Raw genomic sequence first — 24,548 nt, 5'->3', positions numbered from 1 at the left:
TGGAAGCGGTGGAGCCGAGCCATGGCTGGTGATGTCAACCGTCTCTTCTCGATGATCAACCAGGCGAACCTGCCCTACCAGGTGTTCGAGCAGGTCTTCGACGACGCAGCCCCGGTGGTCGAGGCCCAGGCCGCCCTCAGCGAAGGCGAGGCGATGGCCCTGGCCCTGCGCAACGTCTTCGGCTGCCCCCCGGCCGCCAACGAGGACGCGGTGACCGTCGAGTCCGGCTTCCTCAAGGCCTATTGCGAGCCCGAGCCGGCGCCCGTCCCGGCCGCCCCCGTCGCCGCCAAGCCGGCCGGCGCGCGCCTGGACGACATCTTCCGCCGCATGATCGCCACCGCCTAGTCGGCGGCGGCGAACCTCAGTTCCACCACAAGGCCGGGCCGTGGCGAGCGCGTGCGCGCGGCCAGGCCGATATCGAGCCGTTGGGCGATCGAGCGCACGATCGCCAGACCAAGCCCGGCGCCGTTGGTCGCCGCCTTGCTCTTGCCCCGGAAGAACGGGCTGAAGATGGCGCCGATCTCCTGGGGCTCGACCCCGGGGCCGTGGTCCCACAGCGTCAGCCTGAGCCCCGCGTTCTCGGCGGCGACCACCAGCGACACCGCGCCCCGCCCATAGGCGCAGGCGTTGAACACCAGATTGCGCAGCAGTTCGCCGACCAGCACCGCATTGCCGGCGGCGGTGGCCGTCTCGGGCAGACGGCGGCGGAAGATCACGTCCGGATAGTCTCGCGCCACCTCGGCGGCGATCGTCTCGACCAGCAGCCGCAGGTCGCTCTGCCCCTCGACGGCGGCCGCCTCCGAGCGGGCCAGGGCCAGGAGCTGGCTGAGCACCTGGCGCAGGTTGGCCGCCGCCGCCATCGAGTCCTTCAGCAGCGATTTCTGCGGCTCGGTCTCGATCGAGCGCTCGACCAGGGCCAGGTTGGCGATGATCACCGACAGCGGCGTGCGCAGCTGGTGCGAGGCGTCGGCCGAGAACCGCTCCAGCGCCTTGGTGAAGCGCTCCAGGCTGGGCATCAGGTGGTTGAAGGCCGCCACCACCGGCGACAGTTCGGCCGGGGCGTCCAGGTCGCGCACCGGCGCGAAGTCGGGCCGCGAGGACTGGGCGCGGCGGGTCAGGTCGGCGGTCAGGCTGCGCAAGGGGGCCAGGCCCCAGGTCACGGCCGGGATCACCAGGGCCGCGGCGACCAGCACCAGCAGCAACGGCAGGATGATGAAGTTGAACTGCAGCTCGCGCACGCTGGCGCGGCGGGAGTCCAGGCTCTGGGCGACGGCGACCACGACGGGCTCGGCCACGCCCGGCACCATCACCGTGGCCTGGGCTATGCGCACGGGATAGCCGCGCATCTGGGCATAGGCGAAGTCGGTCTCGTTGGGCGGCGGGGCCGGCGGGTGGGGCAGGTCGTCATAGCCGGTCACCAGGCGCGGGCCCTGCCGCACGGCGTAGAACACCGCGTCGCGCTCGGGGCTGTCGAGCAGGCCCAGCGACCAGGGCGGCAGGGCGACCTTGGCGCGGCCGTCCTCGGCGCCGATCTGGGCGACGATCGAGGCCACCGAGCCGGCCAGCAGCCGGTCGGAGGTCTTTTCCACCACCTGGTGGGCGGCCAGGGCGCCGGCCAGGGCCAGCGCCGCGCCCAGCAGGGCCAGCGGCGCCACCTGGGCGATCAGCAGGCGGGCGACGAGGCTGGGCGGGCGGCGGCGCCTCACGGATCCAGCCGGTAGCCGGCGCCGCGCAGGGTCTGCAGCTGCGGTCCGTCGGGCTGCAGCTTGCGGCGCAGCCGGCCGACATGCACCTCCAGCGCGTTGGGCGAGGCCGGCTGCTCGTCGGGGAACACCTCGGCGGCCAGCTGGCCGCGGTCGACCACCCGTCCGGGGCGCATGGCCAGGGCCTTGAGCGCGGCCCACTCGCGGGGGCGCAGGTCCAGCCGCCGCTGGCCGACCCAGGCCGCGCCGGCCTCCCAGTCGCAGGTCAGCGTGCCCAGGGTGACGATGCGGGCGGCGTAGCCGCTCTTGCGGCGGACCACGGCGCGCACCCGGGCCACCAGCTCGAACGGGTCGAAGGGTTTGAGCACATAGTCGTCGGCGCCCATGTCGAGGCCGGCGATGCGGTCCTGCACGGCGTCGCGCGCGGTCAGCACGACGATCGGCGTGGAAAAGCCCTCGCGGCGCAGGCGCGACAGGATCTCGAAGCCGTCGATGTCGGGCAGGCCGATGTCGAGGATCATGGCGTCGAAGTCGCCGGGCAAGGCCAGGGCGAGGGCGGCCTCGCCGGTCTCGGCGCAGACGGCCTCGTGGCCTTCGCTCTCGAGGGTGGCGGTCAGCGAACGGCGGAGAGGCGGATCATCCTCGACAACCAGTATCTTCATCGGGGATGTAGCGTCACGACGAAAGCAAGGGGAGCGCCGGCCATCCGACGCCGATTGACAGTCGAGGTCAAGAGACGCCGGGCGCTGGGCCTGATCGGCGCGGCGGGGCTCGCCGGTCTGGCGGGGGCGTGCGCGCCGCGCGTCGAGGGCCAGGCGACCAGCGCCTGGGACGTCATGGGCGCCCAGCGCGAGGGCGAGGTCGTCGTCTACGTCAACACCGGCGTCTACGGCCCGGTGGCCGAGGGGTTCCGCAAGCGCTTTCCGAAGATCAAGCTGACCATGGTCGAGATCGCCGCCCGGCCATTGCAGGCGCGGGTGATGGCCGAGACCGACGGCGGCGCGCCGGTGGCCGACGTGGCCTGGAGCTCGTCGATGGACATCCAGGTCAAGCTGATCAACGACGGCTACGCCCAGACCTACCGCAGCCCCGAGGCCCGCCACCTGCCGGCCTGGGCGGTGTGGCGCGACCAGGGGTTCGGCGTCACCGCCGAGCCGATCGTCTTCGCCTACAACAAGCGTCTGCTGAAAGAAGAGGACGTGCCGCGCAGCCACGCGGCGCTGCTGGCGGCCCTGCGCGACGACCCCGCCCGCTGGCGCGGCCGGATCGCCATGTACGATCCGGAAAAGAGCGGGGTGGGCTTCCTCTACCTGTCGAGCGACACGGTGGTCTATCCGGACGCCTGGGCGCTGTACGACGCCTTGGCGGGCTCGGATCCCGGGCTCTACGTGCCCGGCGCGCCGATCCTGGCCAGCGTCACGGCCGGCCAGCATCTCTTGGCCTATGACATGAACCGCTCCTACGCCGACTGGTGGGCGCGCGGGCAGGGGCCGGATATCGGCTACGTCGTGCCCGACGACTACTACCTGTCGATCGCGCGGGTGGCGTTCATCACCCGTTCGGCGCCCCATCCCAAGGCCGCGCGCCTGTTCCTCGACTACCTGATGTCGGAGGAGGGGCAGCGGCGCCTGGCGCAGGCGCGGCTGACGCCGATCCGCGAGGGGCTGGGCGCGCGCCCGCCGCCGGGCGGCCGTCCGATCCGGGTGGGACCGGCCCTGCTGGCCAACTTCGACCAGGGCCGGCGCGAGGAAATGCTGGCCCGCTGGCGCCGCGCACGGGGCGATCGCGACTAGGCGCCCGCATCGCGGGCAATTGTCGATGAGTATTTGTGCAAATTGATCCGCCAGGGCGGGGCTCAGCCCATTTTTACGGCTCGCGCCCGCGCCGCGAAGCTGTCACCGACCTGTCACGACCCCCCGATCGGTTGAAACCGCAGGGCGATGGCCGATCCCCCTGGGTTGATCGTCAGGAAGAACGTGCCCGCGCATTGCGGCTCGCGCGATGAAAACATGCCGCCTCCACCGGTTTTGCCGACAACGGAACGCCCGGCCTAACTGATCCTGCTCTTGCGGAAGAGATCAGGTTCGACCCGACGCCGAAGGCGCAACCGCCCCGGAAACGCTCAGGCAAAAGGACCGCGGAGCACAAGGACGCTGGAAAGCAGGCGCGCCTCCAGGAGGAGCGTCTCGCCGAAGGAGCAAGGGCGCGGTGCGTTCCGAATCTCTCAGGCCAACAGGACAGCGGGGGCAGAGGAACGCCTTGCGGTTTCGCGAGCGGCGCGTGGTGCGCTGCTGGCGGATCGCGGCTCCTGGACCGTCCAGTTCATGGGCGTCCGGGGCGGGGGCGACTGTCGACTGCATGTTTGAGAGGGGATCTCACTTGGCATTTTCACGTCACTCCCGCCGCGCCCTGCTGATCGGCGCGAGCATCCTGCCCGCGGCGCTGGCGCTGCACGGCGCGGCCCTGGCCCAGACCTCGGGCGACAAGGCCGACGACAGCGTCGGCGAGATCGTCGTCACCGCCTCGCGCATCGACCGCGCCGGCTTCCAGGCCCCGACGCCGACCGTCCGGGTCACCGACGCCGACCTGGCCGTCGGCGCGCGCCCGAACATCGCCGCGGCCCTGAACGACCTGCCGCAGTTCCGCGCCACCACCTCGGCCCAGACCACCGGCACCAACACCGGCGCCGGCAACGCCCCGCTCGACCTGCGGGGCCTGGGCATCAGCCGCACCCTGGTGCTGATCGACGGTCGCCGCTTCTCGGGCGAGAACGACCTGAACGTGGTGCCCAGCGTGCTGGTGAAGGGCGTCGACGTCGTCACCGGCGGCGCCTCGGCCGCCTGGGGCTCGGGCGCCGTGGCCGGCGTCGCCAACATCATGATCGACCGCAACTTCACCGGCGGGAAGCTGGGCGTCGAGGGCGGCATCTCGTCCTATGACGACGCCGAGCAGGTGCGTGTCGAAGGCGCCTGGGGCACGGGCTTCGCCGACGGTCGCGGCCACTTCGTCATCGGCGGCGAGTTCCTCAACAACGAAGGCGTGGTTCCCAAGAACAGCCGTCCGAACATCGGCCGCTGGGCCACCGTTCCCAACGGCGACGGCCGCTACAAGCTGGCGCCCGACGTCGGCTTCTCGAACGCGGCCTATGGCGGCCTGATCATGTCGGGCGTGCTGAAGGGCAAGGCCTTCAATCCCGACGGCAGCCTGCGCGACTTCGACTACGGCACGGTCAGCGGCACCAACTCGATCGGCGGCGAAGGCCCCTCGAACGACGACCTGTCGCCGCTGGTCACGCCCCAGCGCCGCTACGCCACCATGGCCAGCGTCACCTACGACCTGACCGACAGCGTCAAGCTGACCGCCGAGCTGCGCCACTCGCGCATGTGGAACGACTACATCTGGTTCGGCGACCACAACCGCGGCAACCTGACGATCAAGGCCGACAACGCCTTCCTGCCGACCGCCGTGCGCACCGCCCTGGCCAACGCCGGCGAGACCCAGTTCACCATGGGCCGCTTCAACAGCGACCTGTCGTACTCGACCATCGACTTCGAGCGCGTGGCCACCCAGGGCACGATCGCGCTGGACGGCGCGTTCGGCGACGGCTGGCGCTGGAGCGCCTACTACAGCCACGGGGAGAACGAGAACAACATCGACACCCCCGGGTTCCTGCTGACCCAGAACTACGCCAACGCCGTGGACTCGGTGATCAGCCCGACGAGCGGCCAGGCGGTCTGCCGCATCGCCCTGACCGACCCGACGACCAACTGCGTGCCGATCAACCTGTTCGGCGAGGGCTCGCCCTCGGCCGCGGCGATCGCCTACGTCACCGGCACGCCCAGCATGCGCGAGACCACCAAGCTCGACGTCGGCGGCTTCAGCCTGCGCGGCGAGCCCTTCGAGCTGCCGGCCGGTCCGGTCTCGATCGCCGTCGGCGGCGAGGCCCGCAAGGAGTCGGTCGATCGCTCGGTCGGCGCCCTCGACACGGCCAAGGCCTTCACCTCGTTCAGCTTCTCGGCGATGTCGGGCAGCTTCACGGTCAAGGAAGCCTTCGCCGAAGTGCTGGTGCCCGTCGTCCGCGACGTGCCTGTACTCAACAAGCTGGAGGTCAATGCGGCCGCCCGCATCAGCGACTACGACACCACCGGCTCGATCTGGTCGTGGAAGCTGGGCGCGACCAACGAGTTCTTCCCGGGCTTCCGGGGCCGGATCACCCAGTCGCGCGACATTCGTTCGGCCAACCTGACCGAGCTCTTCACCACCAGCACGACGGGCTACAACACCATCGTCGACCCGGTGACCAGCTCCAGCGTCTACGTGCTGACCAACGGCGGCGGCAATCAGGCCCTGCAGCCGGAGACGGCCAAGACCTTCACGGCCGGCTTCGTCTATTCGCCGCCGCAGATCCCGGGCTTCAACGTCTCGGTCGACTACTACAACATCGACATCGACGACGTGATCACCACGATCGGCGCCCAGGACATCGTCACCCGCTGCGCCGCCGGCAACCAGGACATGTGCTCGCGGATCACCCGCGACAGCGCCACCAACGCCATCACCCGGATCGTCTCCACCTACGTCAACCTGTCGAACTACAAGACCGACGGCGTCGACGTGGAGATGTCCTACTCGATGGACGCCTCGCGCGTGCATTCCAGCCTGGACGGCCGCCTGCGCCTGCGCACCGTCGGCACCTGGGTCAACAACCTGACCACCAACGACGGCGTCAGCGAGATCGACTACGTCCGCTCGCAGGGCTACTCGTTCGGCCTGGGCGTGCCGGAGTTCCGGGTTGTCAGCAGCCTGGACTATTCGGGTCCGGTGTTCGGGGCCAACCTGCGGGCCCGCTACATCTCGCCCGGCAACTACAACAACACCGTCGATCTCGTGAACGGCCACATCAAGGCCTACACCTATGTCGACCTGGGCGTGCGCGCCAAGCTGCCCGAGTTCAACGGCTACAACGTCGAACTCTACGCCAACGCCACCAACCTGTTCGACAAGGAGCCGCCGATCGGCTCGCTCTACTCGCCCTACTACGACGTCATCGGCCGCTACGTGACCCTGGGCGCGCGGATGCGCTTCTAGGAACGCCGGGGTCGGACGCATCCGTCGCCCCCGCCGGGCGCGCCCGACCCTGGCGGCCTGGAGCCTTCCCTCAAGGTTCCGGGCCCGGCCGATACCAGCGCCGCCGGCCGGTCCCCCGTGGCCGGCGGCGCCTCACCCCCTCGATTGGTGATTTCCCCATGATCTCGCGCCTTCCCCTGACGCTCGCCCTGCTGGCGGCGAGCGGCGGCCTCGCCATGGCCCAGACGGCCCCTGCGGCCGGCCCCGTGGCCGCCGTTCCGGCCGCCATCGTCGCCGACGGCCTGCCGCCGATCCCGCAGGAGCTGGTCTCGGCGACCACGCCCTACCTGCAGGCCCGCCACGCCAACTTCCTGGGCTGGAACCCCGCCGATCGCTCGATGCTGATCAAGACCAGGTTCGGCGGCACCGACCAGGTCCACACGGTGGCCAAGCCCGACGCCGACCGCCGCCAGCTGAGCTTCGAGGCCGAGCCGATCCTGGCCGCCGCCCTGTCGCCGGCCGGCGATGCTCTGGTGCTGCAGAAGGACGTCGGCGGCGACGAGTTCTACCAGCTCTACCTGCTGGTCGACGGCCGCCCGCGCCTGGTGACCGACGGCAAGAGCCGCAACTGGTTCGGCGCCTGGTCGCCCGACGGCAAGCAGGTCGGCTACGCCTCCTCGCGCCGCAACGGCGCGGACATGGACCTCTACGTGGTCGACCCGCGCGATCCCAAGACCGACCGCCTGGTCGCCAAGGTCACCGGCGGCGGCTGGAACATCGCCGACTTCTCGGCCGACGGCCAAAAGGCCCTGGTGCTCAATCGCATGTCGATCAACGAGGCCATGGTCTATGAGCTGGACCTGTCCAGCGGCGCGATGGTCCCGCTGACCGATCCCAAGGCCAAGGCCTCGTTCGTCGATCCCCACTACGCCCACGACGGCTCGGTGTGGCTGACCTCGGACAAGGACAGCGACTTCCTGCGCCTGGGCCGCCTGGACGCGAAGACCAAGGCCTTCGTCCCCGTCAGCAAGGAAGCGCGCTGGGACGTCTCCGACTTCGCCCTGTCGCCCGACGGGGGCTTCGCGGTCTACGCCATCAACGAGGCCGGGGTCTCGCGCGTGCGGGTGCTGGATCTGGCCAGCGGCGCGGTGCGCACGGTCGAGGGCCTGCCCGGCGGCGTCATCCCCTACAGCATCGGTCCGGCCATCGAGATTTCGCCGTGGGGCGAGATCGGCCTGTCGATGTCGTCGGCCAAGGTGGCCGGCGACGCCTTCTCGATCGATCCCAGGACGCTGAAGGTCACCCAGTGGACCCACAGCGAGACCGGCGGCCTGGACCCGGCCAAGAACGTCGAGCCGCGCCTGGTGGAGATCAAGAGCTTCGACGGCGAGACGGTCTCGGGCTTCCTCTATCAGCCCGACCCGGCCAAGTTCCCCGGCAAGCGCCCGCTGATCGTCGACATCCACGGCGGTCCCGAAGGCCAGACCCGTCCCGACTTCCTCGGCGGCAACAACTATCTGGTCAACGAGTTGGGCGTGGCGCTGTTCTTCCCCAACGTCCGCGGCTCGTCGGGCTACGGCAAGCGCTTCGTCAATCTCGACAACGGCCCGTTCAAGCGCGAGGACTCGGTCAAGGACATCGGGGCCTTCCTCGACGCCCTGACCAAGGAGCCGGCGCTGGACGCCGACCGCTTCGCGGTCAACGGCGTCTCCTACGGCGGCTACATGTGCTACGCCTCGGCCACGCACTACAGCCCGCGCCTGAAGGGCGCCAACTGCTACGTCGCGATCTCCAACTTCGTCACGTTCCTGGAGAACACCCAGTCCTACCGGCGCGACCTGCGCCGCGTGGAGTACGGCGACGAGCGCGATCCCAAGCAGCGCGCCCAGCTGATGAAGATCTCGCCGCTGACCAGCGTCGACAAGATCACCATCCCGCTGCTGGTGGCCACCGGCGGCACCGACCCGCGCGTGCCGGCCTCCGAGGCCGACCAGATGATCGCCGCCGTCCGCGCCAAGGGCGGGCAGGCCTGGCACCTGCTGGCCAAGAACGACGGCCACGTCTTCCGCAAGAAGGAAAACGCCGACTACTACTTCTGGTCCAGCATCATGTTCTGGCGAAAGACGCTGCTGGGCCAATAGCCGGATCGATTGATCCGACCACGGACAGGGCAGGGCGCGGAACCGGGTTCCGCGCCCTGTTTCGTGTTCGCTTGCCGCGCGGCGGCGGCAGGGCGCGTTCAAACGCTTGCCTGAATAACAATGTTCGTTCTATTGCCCGAGCACTTCTCCAAGACCAGCGCCGATGGGCGGGCGAGGGTCTCTGCAAGGTTGTCGGGTGACCTTTCGAAGCGGACATGGCGGCCTTGTGCGGGCCCTGGCGACGGCGGCCTGCGCCTGGGCGCTGGTTGCGCCCGCCTGGGCGGCCGAGCGCACGGCGAGCGTGGCCGTGCGCGCCCAGCCGCTGAACCGCGCGCTGGCCGAACTGGGCCGCCAGGCGCAGATCGAGATCCTGGTCTCTTCCGACACGATCGGCGACCGGCGGGCGCCGGCCCTGCGGGGACGCCTGACGCCCAGCGAGGCGCTGGAGCGGCTGCTGGCCGGATCGGGCCTGCGGTTCGAACGGGTCGAGGCCGGCGTCTATGTGGTGAAGGCCGGGCGCGGCGCGCCGTCCGAGGAAACCTCCGGTCCGGTGGCCTTGCCCGAACTGCTGGTCGTGGGCGTGCGCACCCAGAACGTCGATCAGCGGCGCGATCCCGACGACATCCAGCCCTATCGGGTGTTCGAGCGCAGCACGCTGCGCGCCGCCCAGTCCCATTCGGCCGACGACTTCCTGCAGACCTGGCTGACCAGCAACGGCGACAGCCGCCAGTCGATCCCGCGCACGGGGCAGGGCCTGCCGCCGTCGCGCTCGAACTTCGCCTTCCGCGATCCCAACGCCCAGTCCAGGACCCTGCTGCTGGTCGATGGGCGGCGCATGCCGGCGATCCCGAACTACGACTACCTGCTGCAGGCCGATGTCGGCCCCATTCCGCTGGCCGCGATCGGCCGGATCGAGACCCTGGGGTCGAGCAGCGGCGCCGTCTATGGCCTGGGCGCGGTCAACGGCGTGGTCAACCTGGTGCTCGACCGCGACTATCGCGGTGCCGAGGTCGCGGCCACCGCCGGTGCGGGCGAGGACGGCGACGGCGGCTACAGCCGCTTCGACGCCCGGATCGGCTATGGCGCCGACGACGGCGGCACGGCGGTGATGGTCCGCTACGGCCAGAAGCGCTTCAACGGCGTGGCCTATGGCGATCGGGCGGAGGCCTACGCCCCCCTGGACGGCGCGCTGCTCAAGTCCGGCCAGGCCTACAGCCGGCCGCCGGGAAACGGGATCACCCTGTTCGGCGTCAACGGCCCCTTCACGGTCGGCGGCGTCTCGATGCTGAAGAGCTACATTCCCGCCGACTACGACGGCTCGACGCCGATCGAGACGGTGCTGATCCGCAACGCCGGCCAGTCGGCGCCGGGCCTGGCCCCGGCCCACCGCGACCGCCTGCTGTCGACCGACAGCCGCACCGACGCGGTCCTGGTCAATGTCCGCCAGAGGCTGTGGCGAGGGGCGGAGGCCTATCTCGACTACATCTACCTCTCCAGCCTGGACCTCTATCCCACCGCCTCCGGGGCGTTCTCGACCTGGCTGACGCCGGGGCAGGGCGCGGCGGCGAAGCTGTCGGGAACGAGCCCCGTCGAGCTGGTCGCGCCCGTGCCCTTCGTCTCGGGAAACACCCGCAGCCGGGTGATCTCGCGCCGCTTCACGGCCGGGCTGGTGTTCGATCTGCCGGCGCGCTGGCGCGGCGGCGTCGACTACGCCGTGGGCGGGGCCCGCACCACCACGATCAGCGCCGAGACCGGTTACGAGCTTCTGGCCTGGACCTCGGTGGCCAGCGGCGCGGCGCCCGGCGACGGCCGGCCCGCGCCCAACCCGTTCGGCGATCAGGCCAGGTTCCTGGCTGATCTCGCCCGCTACGAGGCCGCCTGGGCGCCCGCGCCGCCCTACGCGGCCTCGCGGCTGGAGGACATCTCGCTGCGCGCTTCGGGCCCGGTCGCCCGGATCGGCGGGCGCGACCTGACGCTGTCGCTGACCGCCCAGCAGCTGTGGGAGGGGCTGCCGCATTTCTCCAACCACCCCGACAACCACGTCTCCGCCCGCTCGCGCTCGCTGTTCGCCGAGCTGCGCGCGCCGCTGGAAGGGGTGGTGGGCGTGCGGGGACTGGAGCTTCAGGCCGCGGCCCGGCGCCAGGCCGGCCACATCCGCATCTTCAACGGCTCGCCCGCGCCGCCGCTGGACAAGTCGGCCGACCTCTACCTGCTCGGCGTGAAGGCCGAGCCCGTCAACGGCCTGATCCTGCGCGCGGCCTACGCCTCGGGCGGGCAACTGCCCGAGCCGCACATGGTCTCGACCACGACCAGCATGTCCACCGGCTTCGTCGTCGACCCCAAGCGCAACCCCAGCCAGCCCGTCTATGCGGAAGGCTGGTTCCGCTACGTCTGGGGCGCGCCTCCCGATCTTCGGCCCGACCTGGCCCGGACCTATTCGGCGGGCGTGGTGCTGGCCTCGCCGCTGCTGCCGCGCACGCGCCTGTCGGTCGACTACACCCGCATCGAGGGGCGCGACCTGATCGTCCAGGCCTCGCGCGGCGCCGACTTCTATATCCTCAACGAGGACCGGTTTCCCGGCGCGGTGATCCGCGCGCCCCTGACCGACGCCGATCGCGCCAGGGGCTATACGGGCGGCCGCATCCTGGAGGTGCGCGACCTCTTCGAGAACAGCGGCTCCAGCCTGATGCAGGCGGTGGACATGCTCGCCGAGCACGATCTGGACCTGGCCGGCGGGCGCCTTGGCCTCAGCGCCGCCCTGACCTGGCAGCCGACGCTGCGCCTGAACCTTCCCGCCGACTCCGGCGTCTACAAGCGCACGCCGGACGGCGGCGTGCCAAGGTGGCGGGGCGCGGTCGGCGCGCGCTGGACGACCGACCACTTCGCCGCCTCGGCCGCCATCCGCTACATCGACGCCAACGTCCCGACAGCGCTGCCCGAACGCGCCACGGTCGACCTCTCCCTGGCCTGGGAACTGCCCCGGCCCGCCGGCGCATCGGAGACCGAACTGCGGCTTGGCGTGCGCAACCTCTTCGACCGCTGGTCGGAAGACGACCCGCTGAAGCGCCGCATGGAGGTCTCGCTGATCGCGAGGTTCTAGGGGGGGGCGTCGGTGTGGGCGGGGAGGGGGCGACAACAACCCGCATGGCGGCCCGGGAGGAAGGGTTCAAGCTGAATGATTTCAAAAGGTTATTCTGTCTTACCGAAAATCGCCCGTCATTGAAAAATAAGGAGAATTTCGGCCCGCTGACTAACCGCTGGAGGCCCGTTTATCCTGTCGCTCAAGGGCATCTTTGCCGTCGTTCGCCGCAATTTTGTCTAGCCAGGTGGTGGAGGGAGGCGGGGTAGGCGACGGGATCGGCAACCAGATCGGCAACCAGCGGTCGAAAGGGTGATTTTGCTGCGCAGAAAGCCGATAAGAATCAGCAAGCTAAACGCTGAAAATTGGCCGTGAAAGATCGGCAAAACATGCGTTCACTACGGTAGCCGAGACCGACAGATCGTTTGCGGGAACGCTAGCAGTTCGAATCGTACCCGGCGCGGCGACGCTGGGCTACGCTAGGACCCCCGCAAACTACATTTTCACCGCAGTCGATGCGCGGCGCCGAGGGGGCCGCGTCGGGCGTCTTCGACAGACCTGCGGCGCGGTACCGGCTTTGTTCCCGTGACAGCTTTTGACCTGGCTGGAGCTCAAGGTGGGGGCGTCAACACTCCCTCCCCAATGAGGTTTCCGATCATGGCTACGCGTTACGTGAACAAGTCCGGCAAGGATAAGGACGGCGACATCACCAAGCTCTGCAATGCGGGGCAGACATGGTCGCCGCGCCTGAAAGCCGACGCGATCTACGACATCGAAAACAAGATCCACGACTACTACGTCTCGTGGACGGACGGCCAGACGACCCAGATCAAGGTCGTCAACGGCGCGACCGGCAAGTACCTGCGCACGCAGCGGGACGGTTCGACGAAGAACAACCTCGACGACCTGCCCGACTGCTAAGACCTTGTCCGCCGCGATGCGATCGGAATGGCGTGTCCGTTCCGATCGCCACCGCCTTCAGGGCAGGGCGGGAAAGTCGCTCCTGCGGTGGCTCTCCACCATTTCGCGCAGCGGCCTAGGCGCGAGCACTTCAACCGCATCGCCCCAGGCATAAAGATGCCAGCACATCTCCAGATGTCCCGACGCCTGAAACCGGACGACCAGGCCGCCGTCGGCGGTTTCCTCCAGGGTCTGGGTCGGATGGAACGTGTAGCGGCGAGCATGGGCCGCGGCGTGGGGCGCGAACTTCCAGACCACTTCGCCGTGCTCGGCCTGGCTGATGTAGGACCCAAACGCCTGCTGGGCGTGGGTCTGGATGCTGAAGCCCTGATCGGGGACGAACGTCTCGGTCAGGACCTCGGCTTGGTCGATTTCCTCCACTCGGTAGTGCAGCAGCTGGCTGGCGGGCTTGGCGGTGTCGCGCGCCACGAGGTAGCGGCGAACGCCCAGCAACAGCCCGTGGGGCGCCACCGTCCGATCGCGCGGCGCCTCATCGGTTCGTCCCCGGTAGCGGATGCGCAGCAGAAAGGGGCCTTTCAAGGCTTCGGATATGGCCTCGTCGACCGACGGGTTGGCCGCCCGTCGCGGACCTGGTCTTGCGGCATGGCCCAGGGCTTCGAGAAGGGCCTCCTCGTCGGCCTCGAGCCGAAGGCTCGTCTGGGCGGGGATCAGGGCCCGCACCTTCAGTTCAAGCTGGCGCACCAGCCTCGCCTCGGCCTCCATGCCCTCGACACGAAGGGTGTTGCGCGTGGCGGCGAGGGCGCTGAGCTCCTCGGCCGTGGGCGTCAGCAGCGCGGCCATGGCGCGCGTGGGCAAGCGCCAGCAGGCCCGGCGGTCGTCCTCGGTCGTGTGCTCGGTAAGCGGAAAGCTGGCGCAGAGCGCATCCGTCATCCGCTGGGCCGTGCGGCGAGACACCGAAAATTCCGCCTCGATGTCGGCCAAGGTCACCCCCGTCCGGCGTGCGGCCATCGTTGCCAGGCGAATGAGTTCCTGGGCCTTGCTGAAAGACAAGTCGCAACCCCCATGCGTGACAGTCCAGCATACACCCGTCATGGTGTAGCTTGAATTAGGGAGAAACGCTCGTGCGAATGATCGACGGCGCGCTGCGCCTCTCGGCTTCAGACCTGATGCGCTTCAAGGGCTGCGCGCACGCCACCGCGCTTGACCTGCGGCAACTGGAACTGGGCGATCTGGAGCCTGACGACGACAGCGCCGAGGCCCAGCTGCTCCAGAAGCAGGGCGATGATCACGAGCTGGCCTTTCTCGCCAGCCTCAGGGAACAGGGGCGTTCGATCATCGAGATCCCCAAGGACGGACTGTCGCTGGAGCAATCGGTCGCCCTTACCCAGCAGGCCCTGGCCCAGAGGGCGGATGTCATCTTCCAGGGCGCCTTCCTGGGCGGCGCCTGGGGCGGCTATTCCGACTTCCTTGAGCGCGTCGAAAGGCCCTCCGCCCTGGGCGACTATTCCTATGAGGTCGTCGACACCAAGCTGAGGCGCTCTCCAGACCCCAAGCACGTTCTCCAGCTGGCGCTCTATTCGGACCTGCTGGCCGATGTACAGGGCTTGCCCCCCGAGCAGGCGCATCTGCTGCTTGGGGATGGCAGCCGGTTCTCGGCGTCGCTGGCGGAGTTGTCCGCCTATGCGCGTCTTTCTCGGTCCAAGCTGGAGGCCTTCGTCGCTTCGCGCCCCGCGACACGGTCCGAGCCGGTTGGCGCATGTAACCTCTGCCGCTGGCGTACGAAGTGCCGCACGGAATGGGAACAGGGCGACAGCTTGGCGCTCGTGGCGGGTGCGACCCGCGGCCAGAGGGTCAAGATCGAGGATGCCGGCGTTCGATCAATGGCGGCGCTGGCGGCTTTCTCCGGAAAGATTCCGAACCTGGCTGGGCCAACGCAGGAAAAGCTCCAGGCCCAGGCCCGCCTGCAGACGGCGCGGCGGGCGGGCGGCGAGCCCTCCTTTCTCCTGAAGCCCTATGAGGCCGGGCGGGGTTTCGGCCTTCTGCCCGAGCCGGATGAAGGCGACGTCTTCTACGACATCGAGGGCGATCCCTATTTTCCGGGAGGGCTGGAGTATCTTCACGGGTTCTGGCTGAAGGTCGGTGGGCAATGGACGTTCAAGGCGTTCTGGGCCCACGACCGCGACGCCGAGGGCAAGGCGGTCGCTGACCTGCTGGCCTTCCTGGTCGAACACTTTGCCAAACACCCCAAGGCCCACATCTACCACTACGCCCACTACGAGGTCGCCGCGCTCCGTCGCCTGACGGCGCAGCATCGCACTGGCGAGGCGGCCATGGACCAGCTGCAGCGGGAGCTGCGGTTCGTCGATCTCTTCCGCGTGGTCGCGGGGGGACTGGTCGCTTCCGAGGGAGGCTATTCGATCAAGGATCTCGAGGTCTTCTACATGGACAAGCGCGGTGGCGAGGTGGCGACCGCCGGCGCCAGCGTGGTGGTCTACGAGCAGTGGCGCGAGCAGGGCGATGCGGCCCTTCTCGAACAGATCCGCGACTACAACGAGACCGATTGCCGATCGACCCAGTTGCTCCGTGACTGGCTTGTCGAGAAGGTCCGCCCCAAGGGCATGGCCTGGCGGCAACCAGGGCCCGCGCCCGAGGCCGGACCGCTGTCGAACGTGGCTGAGGAAGACGCCGCCCTCGCTGAACGGCGTGCGCGGCTGGAGCCGGTTTTCCAGGCCTATGGCGACGAGGTTGGCCAGCTCCTGATGGACTTGAGCGATTTTCATGCCCGCGAGGACAAGCCGACCTGGTGGTCGATCTTCGATCGTTTGGGGCGAGAGAGCGACGACCTCATCGAGGACCTGGAGTGCATCGCGGGCCTCGAAGCGACAGGTCCTGCTGTTCCAGACAAGCGATCCTTCGTGCGGACCTATGCTTTTCCAGAACAGGAAACCAAGCTGCGGTCGGGCAAGCGCCCCTGCGTCAAGCCGGCTGACGCGCCGGTCGCGGTCGAGCTCAAGGATATTGATCCTGTCGCCCGCACCCTGACCCTCAAGAGCACGGCCAAGAATTTCGTGCTGCCCGAGCGGCTCGACCTCATTCCACCCAAGCCCATCAGCAACGGCCCGTTGCGCGACGCCTTGGCCGCGGTCAGGGATGGGTTCATCGTCGGAGCTCCACATCCGGCCATCGAGCAACTGCTGCAGCGTTCGCCGCCCAGGTTCTCCAACGGCCCGCGGCCCCAGGGCGTGGTCGATCCGCAAGGAGCCCTGCCGGAAGAGACCAGCAGCGCCATCGCCGCCATGGATCGAACGGTTCTGGCGATCCAGGGACCGCCAGGCACGGGCAAGACCTATGTCAGCGCCTGGGCGATCGTGGACCTGGTAAAAAGCGGCCAGCGGGTCGCCGTCTCCTCCAACAGCCACAAGGCCATCTCAAACCTGCTCGAAGCCGTGGATGCGCGCGCCCGGGCGATGGGTGTCAGGTGCAACATCGTGCAGAAGACGTCCGAGGATGATAGCGAGGAGGCGGAAGCCTCCGGCATCACCCGGGTCAACGATAACGACGCGCCGGAGATCGCCGCCGCGCACGTGGTCGGCGCCACGGCCTGGCATTTTGCCCGATATGGTCAGGCGGCCTTCAGTCACCTGTTCGTCGACGAAGCGGGGCAGGTCTCGCTGGCCAACCTGATTGCCATGTCCAGCTCGGCGCAGAACCTGGTGCTGGTCGGCGACCCCATGCAGCTGGCCCAGCCTCTGCAAGGCCTTCATCCAGGGCAGAGCGGCCAATCCTGCCTCGAATACCTGATGGCCGGCCATCGCGTCGTGCCAGCCGATCGCGGGGTCTTCATGCCCGTGAGCCGGCGCATGCATCCGCACGTCTGCGGGTTCATCTCCAAGGCTGTCTATGAAGGGCGGTTGCGCAGCGACGAAGGGGCGGCAAGGCAGGTGCTGGCCAACGCCGCCGGCAGGCAGCTGGTCGGCGCGCGCCTGTCTCCGATCAATCACGTGGGACGTTCCCAGGTCTGTCCCGAGGAGATCGGCGCGATCGCCGCGACGGTCGACGAACTCCTGGGGGCCACCTTCCGGGACCGAGATGGCGGCGAGCGGCTGATCGGCCATGGCGATATCCTGGTGGTCGCGCCCTACAACGCCCAGGTCAACGCCTTGCGGGCCGCGCTTCCCCCCGCGGTCGGCGTGGGGACCGTGGACCGCTTCCAGGGGCAGGAGGCGCCGATCTGCCTGATCTCGATGACGACCTCGAGCGGGGACGAGCTTCCTCGCGACATCGAGTTCCTGTTCTCGCTCAACCGCATCAACGTGGCGATCTCGCGCGCCCAGGTCACGGCCCTGATGTTCGCCAGCCCGGCGCTGCTGGAGACGCCCTGCCGAACCATTCGCGAGATGTCGCTGGTCAACACTCTCTGCATGCTGGCCGAGTACAGGCCTGAGAACATGCAGTCCAACTAGGAGTCTTTTTCCGTTGGCAGAGCCGTCGTGCGGTAGCTTGGCCAACTTGCAGGTCTTCCCGCTGCAGTATGTGAGGGGGCTCAGCGTGGGGACCCTAACCGCCGCACGGATGCTTCGGCGCCGCAACGCAAAGTGTCCCTATCGTGAACTGGCGACGCAGTGCAGGCGATGATGGTTGCCGCTAGGGCCGGAGGCGAAGTTTACAATCTGAGGTGTTGGGCTTCCCTCATCCGTTGAGCTGGTCCATGCTGACGCTTCGGGGAGCGACGATGCACATCACAAATTGCGGCCGAGGCGTTCACGCACGCGAGGTCAAAGGTATCGAGAAGTTGCGGGCCTTGCCCGCCAATTGGTTCGCCTTCACCAACTTAGACCTCGCGACCGGCGTGGGACGATCCCGCGAGATCGACGTCGTCATCGTCGCCGACGACCGCATCTTCCTAGTCGACCTGAAAGACTGGGGCGGCAAAATCGAGAGCGACCGGGGCAATTGGCTGCACAACGGTGACGACCGCGGGGAATCCCCCGTCGGAAAGATCCATCAAAACGCCAAGGATCTGGCCTATCTCCTCGCCGAGCACGTCAAGAAGTACGTCGGCGGCCCGACGCCGCGCGTGATCGGCCTTGTAGTGATCACCCAGCGGGCGGACCTCACCGGAATCTCCCAGACGGAAATCGGCAGCGTCATGTTGGTGGAGGACTTCATCGCCGCCGTCTCCACCACTGGCGCACGCGTCGGCCATTTCGGGGGCGTAAAACCGGCCTTTATTGAAAAGCCGCTGACCGACACCGCCTGGAAGGACCAACTCAGCAAATTCTTCAACGCCAAGACCGGCAAACTCCGTCCGGGTCGTCGGCGATACGCCAACTTCATGGCCGCGTCGGACGACGCGACATTCGAACACCCCAAGCAGATCTTCAGCGAATACGACGCTCACGACGAGAACGCGCCTCAATCGCTGGGCACGCTGCGCGTATGGGATTTTAGCAAGGCGTCGATGGCTCGTTTCCAAGGCGAGCAAGCACGGCACGAAATCGCCGGCCGAGAACGCACCGTCATCGAGTTTCTGAAGGACCGGGGCGAGGCGTGCGAGAATGCGGTGTTGCATTCCCGAGCCGAAGATCCCGAACGCGGCGTCGGATATTGGGACATCTTCGACAGAAGGCCTCGCCTCAAGCGCATGGCGGAATTTATCGCCGCGGAGGCTGGCGATCTTGGACGTGAAAGCCGGCTAGAGCTGGCTCGTCAGCTTGCTTCTCGACTGGCTGCGTTGCACACGGCGGACGCTGCGCACCTCGACCTCGGCGGCCACAGCATCTGGATCGAAGCACCATCGACCGTGAAGCTATCGCATTTGATGGCGGCTCAATTTCCGCAGGTCGCTTCGCTAGGGTCCAGCCGCTACCAATTTCTCTCCAGCGCCAGTCTCCCAGAAGATATCCTAGGCGGCGAAAACCTGCCCAAGCGTCGAGACGTCTTTCTCCTGGCCGCTGCGGTGCACTGGTTGATCTTCGGACAACCGCCCGCGGGCGGAAGCGAGAACACGCCCTTTGAGTGGAACGCCGCCGTCGATGCCGGTGGCGCATTTTCGGAGCTTCATCCCTGGTTCGAAAGGGGGCTGTCACTCGATCCGCATGACCGGTTCAAGAGCGCCGTCGAAGCTCTTGAGGCCCTCAACGCCGCCAGCGCGGCAAGACCCTCGGCACGCGAAGTGATCGAAGGCCTCGAACGTTTTCGGGGCGACATCCATTCACAGAGGCAACTGGCCAGGGCCTATCCGGAAACGACCGTCTTGCGTGAGAGCGAGCGGGTCGACGTCTGGAAGAGCGAGCAAGATGGCGAAGCTGTCGTCGTCAAACTCTGGAAAAGCACCGCTTGGGGTGACCAAACCAAGGAAGGACCCCGTCTCCTTGATTTCTTGACCCGGGCCCAGGACCTGGCGCTGTCGCCTCCGACGGGTTGTGCCCCAGTATTGAAGGTTCTTTGGCTACAGGACGCGCTCGTCATCGTTCAGCGTTTCGTCGAAGGGGAAAATCTTAGTCAGTCGCTGATCGCAAAGCGGTTTGCCGCCCGCCCGGAAGCCGCGGTGACCTTCGTACTTGCGCTGGCGCGGATCATCCTTGCGCTACACCAACAGGGTCGGAGCCACGGCGACCTCAAGCCGGACAACATCATTGTCGAGCTTGGCGAGGCATCGTCGCCGGTGCTAGTCGACACCGTAGATTTCTCCTCCAGCGCCGACGGCGAGATTCTATCTTCCGCCTATGCGCCGGCTGCGGGCGGTCGCATGGAACGTGATCGGTTCGCGGTCACCAAGATCGCCGAAGAAGTCTTCGCTGACGCCGAGTTGCCCGGTGCACAGGGCGCAGCGATCGCGCGTGCTATTGGGGCTTGCCGAGAAAACACTCCGGAGAACGGCACGCTACTGCCGTTGGTGGAGGCGCTGGAGTTCGCATTGGCACCGACGGAGACGTCGACCCGTCCGACATTGAAGATCTCGATCCCTGGCGCGGTGCTTGGACCCGTGCTCCCCGACGAAGGTTTCTTCTATGTCCGCAAACTGAAAGGCCGTGCCGCCTTTTCCATGCGAGGGGCCTCCGAAGAGATCGAGATCTACGTCGATGGGAAGCGACAACCTCATCACGGTCGCCGCCTGCCCGTCCCTCAGGGGCGTATCTCTCGGCTGCGCCGCCATGAATTCATGGCCTATGCGGCGGACCTAACCGTCGAGCCTTCCGACGTGGCCGATTTCGCCGATCTCCTGCCCCTGATGCATGAGCCAGATTTCGAGAAGGGCTGGAGCGGCGAGATCGACGATGCGCCAGAAACGCCGGTCTCTGAGGAAGGAGCCGGTGGCGAACTTGGCGAACTCGACCCAAGTCCAGCCTTCGAAGACGCAACGTTCGACCGCTTCAGCGACACCCCAAGGCCGGCGCGGCGGCTGGCGGCTGTCGATGTCCGCAGCTTGTGGCGTGGCTTGATCGAGGCCGAAAGCGCCTTGACCACCGAAGGCGTCGCTCGCTCCGAAAGCGCCTATGCGCGGGACCTCAAGCGTCACATCGTGCCGTTTGAATTGACCAGCGGCACGTTCGACTTCAATCGTAACGACAAGGTCGGTGTCGAAAGACTTGACCGAAAGAAGCAGTGGCGTCGGATCGGCGAGCTGGACATCGCCCGCTCCAAGCCAGATCGTGTCGTTATCGACGCCACCGATCTGCCTTCCGCGCGGCAGTCAGGGCTGATCGGAGAGGAAGATCGGCTGCGCTTCACCAGCCACTTCGAACTCCAGAGTTTCAAGCGTCGAGAGTCAGCTGTTGGCCGGGTCCTGGACGGCCTGGCGCGCGTTCCAGGCCTGTCGACGCTCTTTGAAAGCCAAACGCCGGTCTTGCCGTTCTCCAAGCCCTACGTGTGCGAGGAAGACGATTTAGCTCGCTATCGTTTCAACCCCACGCAAAAGGCGGCTTTCCGAAAATTGGTCGAGGTCCGGCCGCTAGGAGCGCTGCAAGGCCCTCCTGGCACCGGCAAAACCCACTTCATAGCCGCATTGGTTCACTACGCCCTGACCAAGGGCCTGGCGCGCAACATCCTTCTGGCGAGTCAATCCCATGAGGCCGTGAACAATGCCGGCGAAGCCGTTCTGAAGCTCTTTGCCGACGCCTCCGAACCGCCGAGCATTCTACGGGTCGGCAACGAAGGCGTGGTGTCGGATCGCCTAATGCCTTTCCACACCGACAGACTTGAACAGCTCTACAAGGATCGGTTCCGCGCCCAGATGCGTGAGCGCCTGATGGTGGCCGGTAAAACGCTCGGACTGGCGCGCCCCGTGCTGGAGATTGCGATCCATGTCGAGACGACGCTCCGCCCTGTCGCCGAGCGCGTTGCCGAACTACGCGACAAGGCCGAGCCTCAGCCCGAACGCCTTCGGAGCCTCGTGGCGACCTTGCAGGCGCAAGTCGACGACCTAGACCTACCGGCTCCCATCGAAGTGACCACCGAAGGCGCGCTTTCGGTCTTGGATGCGGTGATCGCAAGCGTCGCCGGCCAGCTGCCCGCCCATCAGCGGCCGGCACCCGAGCTCATTGCCCGTTTGCGCGCTTTGGCGCAGGTGGGGCGTGACTTTATCGGCAGCGTCTCCACCGCCCAGCGCGGGTTTGAGGCCTTCCTGGCCGGCACTCGGCAGATCGTGGCGGGGACCTGCGTCGGCTTGGGGCGCCCAGCCTTGGGTTTGACTGCGACCCCGTTCGACCTTGTCATCGTCGATGAGGCAGCGCGATGCACAGCTAGCGAACTGGCCGTGCCGATGCAGGCGGGACGCTGGATCGTGCTCGTTGGGGACCACGAACAGCTCGAACCTCAACACAACGCGGAGGTAGTTTCGCAGGTCGCCGAGCAAGAGGGCATTTCCGAACAAGACGTCGTTCGGAGCGACTTCGAAAGACTGTTTGCCAACGACTACGGCAAGGCGGCTGGCGCCCGCCTCGATCGTCAGTACCGAATGCTTCCCCCGATCGGCGAAGTCGTATCGAAAACCTTCTACGGCGACGCGCTGAATCACGGGCGGACAGAGCCCGAAATTCCGCCTGAACGATTGCCCCGCGGGTTGGAACGGCCGTTGACCTGGATCACGACAGATTGCCTGGGTGAGGCAGGCGAGGAACGGTGCGAGGAAAGCGGCACCAGTAGGGTGAATGCGGCCGAAGCGGATGTGATCGTCGGCTTGCTGAAACAATGGGTTGGTAACAAGGGGTTCCACGCCTGGGCCACGGAGCAGACCAAGCATGCTCAGGTCATCGGCGTAATTTGCATGTACGCCGCCCAGCGCGATCTGGTTCGTAAAAAGGTGCAGGCGGCCAACCTCCCCGAGGCGTTTCGCCGAATCCTCAAGATCGACACCGTCGACAGCTACCAGGGAAAGGAAAACCCGATCGTCATCGTTTCGCTGGTGAGAAACAATACCGACGGGGCCAAGATCGGCGGCATTTCGACGATTAAGCCGGGCTTTCTCAACAAGAAGAACCGCATCAACGTGGCCGTAAGCCGCGCGATGGATCGCCTGGTCATCGTCGGCGCCAGATCACGGTGGCGCGAGGGCGAGTGGATGCATCGCTTGTCCGAAGCCGTTGAGACGGCCTTCGTCGAGGGCAACGCCAAGGTGGCGCCCGCGACCGTTATCCTCGATCAGCCTGCCAGCGACACATCGGCCAAGGCCAAGTCGCGCACCAAGGCGGAGGCATAGAATGACTCCAACCAAACGCCCCATTTTGTCGCTCACGGGCTTGATGAAGCCTGAGGAAGACGGACCACTCGATCTAGCCACCTACGATGTGCAGTTGCCCTGCCGCTGGTTTGAGATCGACCACAAGATCGCCGTTCTTGGACGAGTTTCGCTGACGGCGGAGTTTCTCTTGCGTCTGCTCAAGTCGGCGGACGGCTTGGATGAAGCCAGCGCGGCGGCCTTCTTCGGGTTCGATCTGAGAGATATGTCTTTCGTCCTCTCAGAGGTGGAGGGGGAGGGCTATGTCCAGCGCCGAGAAGGTCGACTGTGGCTGACCTTGGCGGGCCAGTCCCTCTTCCGCTCCGATTCCGATCAGCCCCAGATTTTCGAGGTCGAGGCGGTGCGTGAAAACGTCGGCTTCGATCTGATTTCGTTTGCTCCAGAACCGAAACGTTATTTGGAGGATTTCGAGTTTTGCCTCCCCGAACTGGCTGTCCGCCCCGAGATCGCAAGCTCTGCAACCCAGCACATTCCGGGCACCTTTCGCCGCTTTTACCCCGAGATCCAGGCACGTCGCGAACGCAAGCGCGACGACAAGAAGTCACTCTATTCGGTCGACAACGTTTCGGCCGGTGATCGCTTTCCAGCGACGGTCCGCATTTCAGTCAAGTCGACCGGCATGCGTCCCCATGCCGGCGAGCCGGACCTATCGGACTGGCGCAGCGAGCCTGAGCTCGAGGATCGCCCCAACACCGTCGATGCTGCGTCGGCGTTCGTCGATCGCCTCGTCACAACCCGCCACAGCGCAGATGGCGAGGCCTATGCCGTGTTGTTGGAACTGGCGCCCGAGTTCTTAAAAGAATTTACCCGTCGCGACGGCTTGAACGTCGAGCGCTACTACCGTGAGGCCTTCAGCCGCGCCGGCGAGGTTCGCTCCGATCGCCCCACATTGCCGATTGTTGGTGCCTTGCTGGGAGAGAAGAACCTTCGCAGGGCAATGGAAGTCGTGTCCTACGGTCTGCGTAAAGAGGCCAAGCCTGCGAGTTTTCTATGGCTCGCGCCGATGATGCACCATTGGGGCGCAACTCAGCTTTTGCCGGAGTTCCTCAAACTTCTGAAGGCGCAACTCCGGCAAAAGCAAACCGACCCATCCGCTCCGCCAGCCATGGCCGTGGGCTTGGCCACGGGCCGCCCCGAGAGCCATCTCGAACGGGCCTTCGACGCCCTCGCCGTAAGCGACGTGCCGCGCTTTCCGAGAATCCTCGAGGTCCTGCTCGTTCCGGGTGTCATGGCGAGCGTGACGGTCCACGCGCCGATCGGATCGCAAACGGGTCTGCCGGTACCGCTCGGCTTCATCAGTTTCGATCCGCGCGTCGTGGGTCGCACCCAGGCATATATGGCCGAACGCGTCGGTCCGATGCTTCGGAATAAGCCCTTCGAGACCGCCGTGATGGAGACCCTGCTCTCCACCGGAGCCGACGATGCCGAAGGTGTCCCTGAAGCCGCAAACGAAGTCGACCAAGGCGCCTGAGCCGGCGCACGACGCTATCTCCGGCTCAAGTCGGAATATCCCTGACCTACACCTGAGACTTTGCTCCACTCGGCGCTAGTGTCCGAACCTTGAGAGGACGGACATGAAGCGAGCGAGATTTACCGAAGAGCAGATCATGGGGATCCTTCGGGAGAACGAGGCAGGGGCCAAGGCGGGCGAGCTGACCCGCAAGCATGCCTTGCAATCCACGGCAGGGACTCCGCCGGAAGCGACACTCGATCTCGCCCCCTGTCCAGGGAGGGTGATGAGTGGTCGCTCACCCCCTCAAACCGACAACTCCTGTCGATCGCAATATAGGGTTCCCGATTCACGCCCTTGCGATGGGTTCTTCATCGCTACCGACGCAGCCCCCGGTGAGCGGACGCCATCAGCGTCTGCTAAGGGCGGGAAGTGGTCATCGCCTGAA

At 66.9% G+C, this 24,548-nt stretch carries 12 protein-coding genes, 1 pseudogene and 2 riboswitches; of the genes and pseudogenes, 10 read left to right on the top strand and 3 right to left on the bottom strand.

Annotation, left to right across the window (positions count from 1 at the left end):
- Window positions 1-21 precede the first annotated feature (21 nt).
- The gene (locus G5B46_RS06495; protein WP_165257107.1) at window positions 22-345 is read left to right on the top strand and encodes a hypothetical protein; all 324 of its coding nucleotides are present in this window, start codon (window positions 22-24) and stop codon (window positions 343-345) included.
- Here the strand turns inward: G5B46_RS06495 and G5B46_RS06490 are convergent.
- A complete protein-coding gene (locus G5B46_RS06490; RefSeq protein ID WP_165257105.1) occupies window positions 342-1,706 on the bottom strand; it encodes a sensor histidine kinase in 1,365 nt (454 codons plus the stop codon). The genes G5B46_RS06495 and G5B46_RS06490 overlap by 4 nt on opposite strands.
- Window positions 1,703-2,365, bottom strand: coding sequence for a response regulator transcription factor (locus tag G5B46_RS06485; RefSeq protein ID WP_165257104.1), 663 nt, complete (start codon window positions 2,363-2,365; stop codon window positions 1,703-1,705). The genes G5B46_RS06490 and G5B46_RS06485 overlap by 4 nt, the downstream gene beginning before the upstream one ends.
- Window positions 2,366-2,419: 54 nt before the next feature.
- Here G5B46_RS06485 and G5B46_RS06480 point away from each other — a divergent pair, with 54 nt between their 5' ends.
- From G5B46_RS06480 to G5B46_RS06460, 5 genes are all read left to right on the top strand, one after another.
- The gene (locus G5B46_RS06480; RefSeq protein ID WP_165257102.1) at window positions 2,420-3,496 is read left to right on the top strand and encodes an ABC transporter substrate-binding protein; all 1,077 of its coding nucleotides are present in this window, start codon (window positions 2,420-2,422) and stop codon (window positions 3,494-3,496) included.
- A gap of 266 nt (window positions 3,497-3,762) precedes the next feature.
- Window positions 3,763-3,851, top strand: a riboswitch (glycine riboswitch).
- 3 nt (window positions 3,852-3,854) lie between these two features.
- Window positions 3,855-3,946, top strand: a riboswitch (glycine riboswitch).
- Window positions 3,947-4,082: 136 nt separating this feature from the next.
- A complete protein-coding gene (locus G5B46_RS06475) occupies window positions 4,083-6,791 on the top strand; it encodes a TonB-dependent receptor (protein ID WP_165257101.1) in 2,709 nt (902 codons plus the stop codon).
- 158 nt (window positions 6,792-6,949) lie between these two features.
- Window positions 6,950-8,911: a prolyl oligopeptidase family serine peptidase gene (locus G5B46_RS06470; protein ID WP_165257100.1), complete on the top strand. Its 1,962-nt coding sequence runs from the start codon at window positions 6,950-6,952 to the stop codon at window positions 8,909-8,911.
- A 196-nt stretch (window positions 8,912-9,107) separates the two neighbouring features.
- Window positions 9,108-12,011, top strand: coding sequence for a TonB-dependent receptor (locus G5B46_RS06465; RefSeq protein ID WP_165257098.1), 2,904 nt, complete (start codon window positions 9,108-9,110; stop codon window positions 12,009-12,011).
- Window positions 12,012-12,647: 636 nt separating this feature from the next.
- On the top strand, window positions 12,648-12,911 hold the full coding sequence (locus G5B46_RS06460) for a DUF3892 domain-containing protein (RefSeq protein WP_125158179.1): 264 nt from the start codon (window positions 12,648-12,650) through the stop codon (window positions 12,909-12,911).
- Window positions 12,912-12,968: 57 nt separating this feature from the next.
- Here G5B46_RS06460 and G5B46_RS06455 read toward each other — a convergent pair whose 3' ends face one another.
- A complete protein-coding gene (locus G5B46_RS06455; protein ID WP_165257097.1) occupies window positions 12,969-13,961 on the bottom strand; it encodes a WYL domain-containing protein in 993 nt (330 codons plus the stop codon).
- 77 nt (window positions 13,962-14,038) lie between these two features.
- On the opposite strand from G5B46_RS06455, the gene G5B46_RS06450 reads away from it, so the two are divergent.
- The 4 genes and pseudogenes from G5B46_RS06450 to G5B46_RS24295 all read left to right on the top strand — a co-directional run.
- The gene (locus G5B46_RS06450) at window positions 14,039-17,374 is read left to right on the top strand and encodes a TM0106 family RecB-like putative nuclease (RefSeq protein WP_205691509.1); all 3,336 of its coding nucleotides are present in this window, start codon (window positions 14,039-14,041) and stop codon (window positions 17,372-17,374) included.
- A gap of 245 nt (window positions 17,375-17,619) precedes the next feature.
- On the top strand, window positions 17,620-22,611 hold the full coding sequence (locus G5B46_RS06445; RefSeq protein ID WP_165257096.1) for an AAA domain-containing protein: 4,992 nt from the start codon (window positions 17,620-17,622) through the stop codon (window positions 22,609-22,611).
- A 1-nt stretch (window position 22,612) separates the two neighbouring features.
- Window positions 22,613-24,121, top strand: coding sequence for a hypothetical protein (locus G5B46_RS06440; RefSeq protein ID WP_165257094.1), 1,509 nt, complete (start codon window positions 22,613-22,615; stop codon window positions 24,119-24,121).
- A 103-nt stretch (window positions 24,122-24,224) separates the two neighbouring features.
- Window positions 24,225-24,323: pseudogene (locus G5B46_RS24295) on the top strand (transposase); the annotation flags it as partial.
- Between the last annotated feature and the right edge of the window lie 225 nt (window positions 24,324-24,548).

Origin of the sequence: Caulobacter sp. 602-2 (assembly GCF_011043625.1) — a bacterium.
GTDB lineage: Bacteria > Pseudomonadota > Alphaproteobacteria > Caulobacterales > Caulobacteraceae > Caulobacter.
This window is presented reverse-complemented; position numbering and strand designations above follow the sequence as displayed.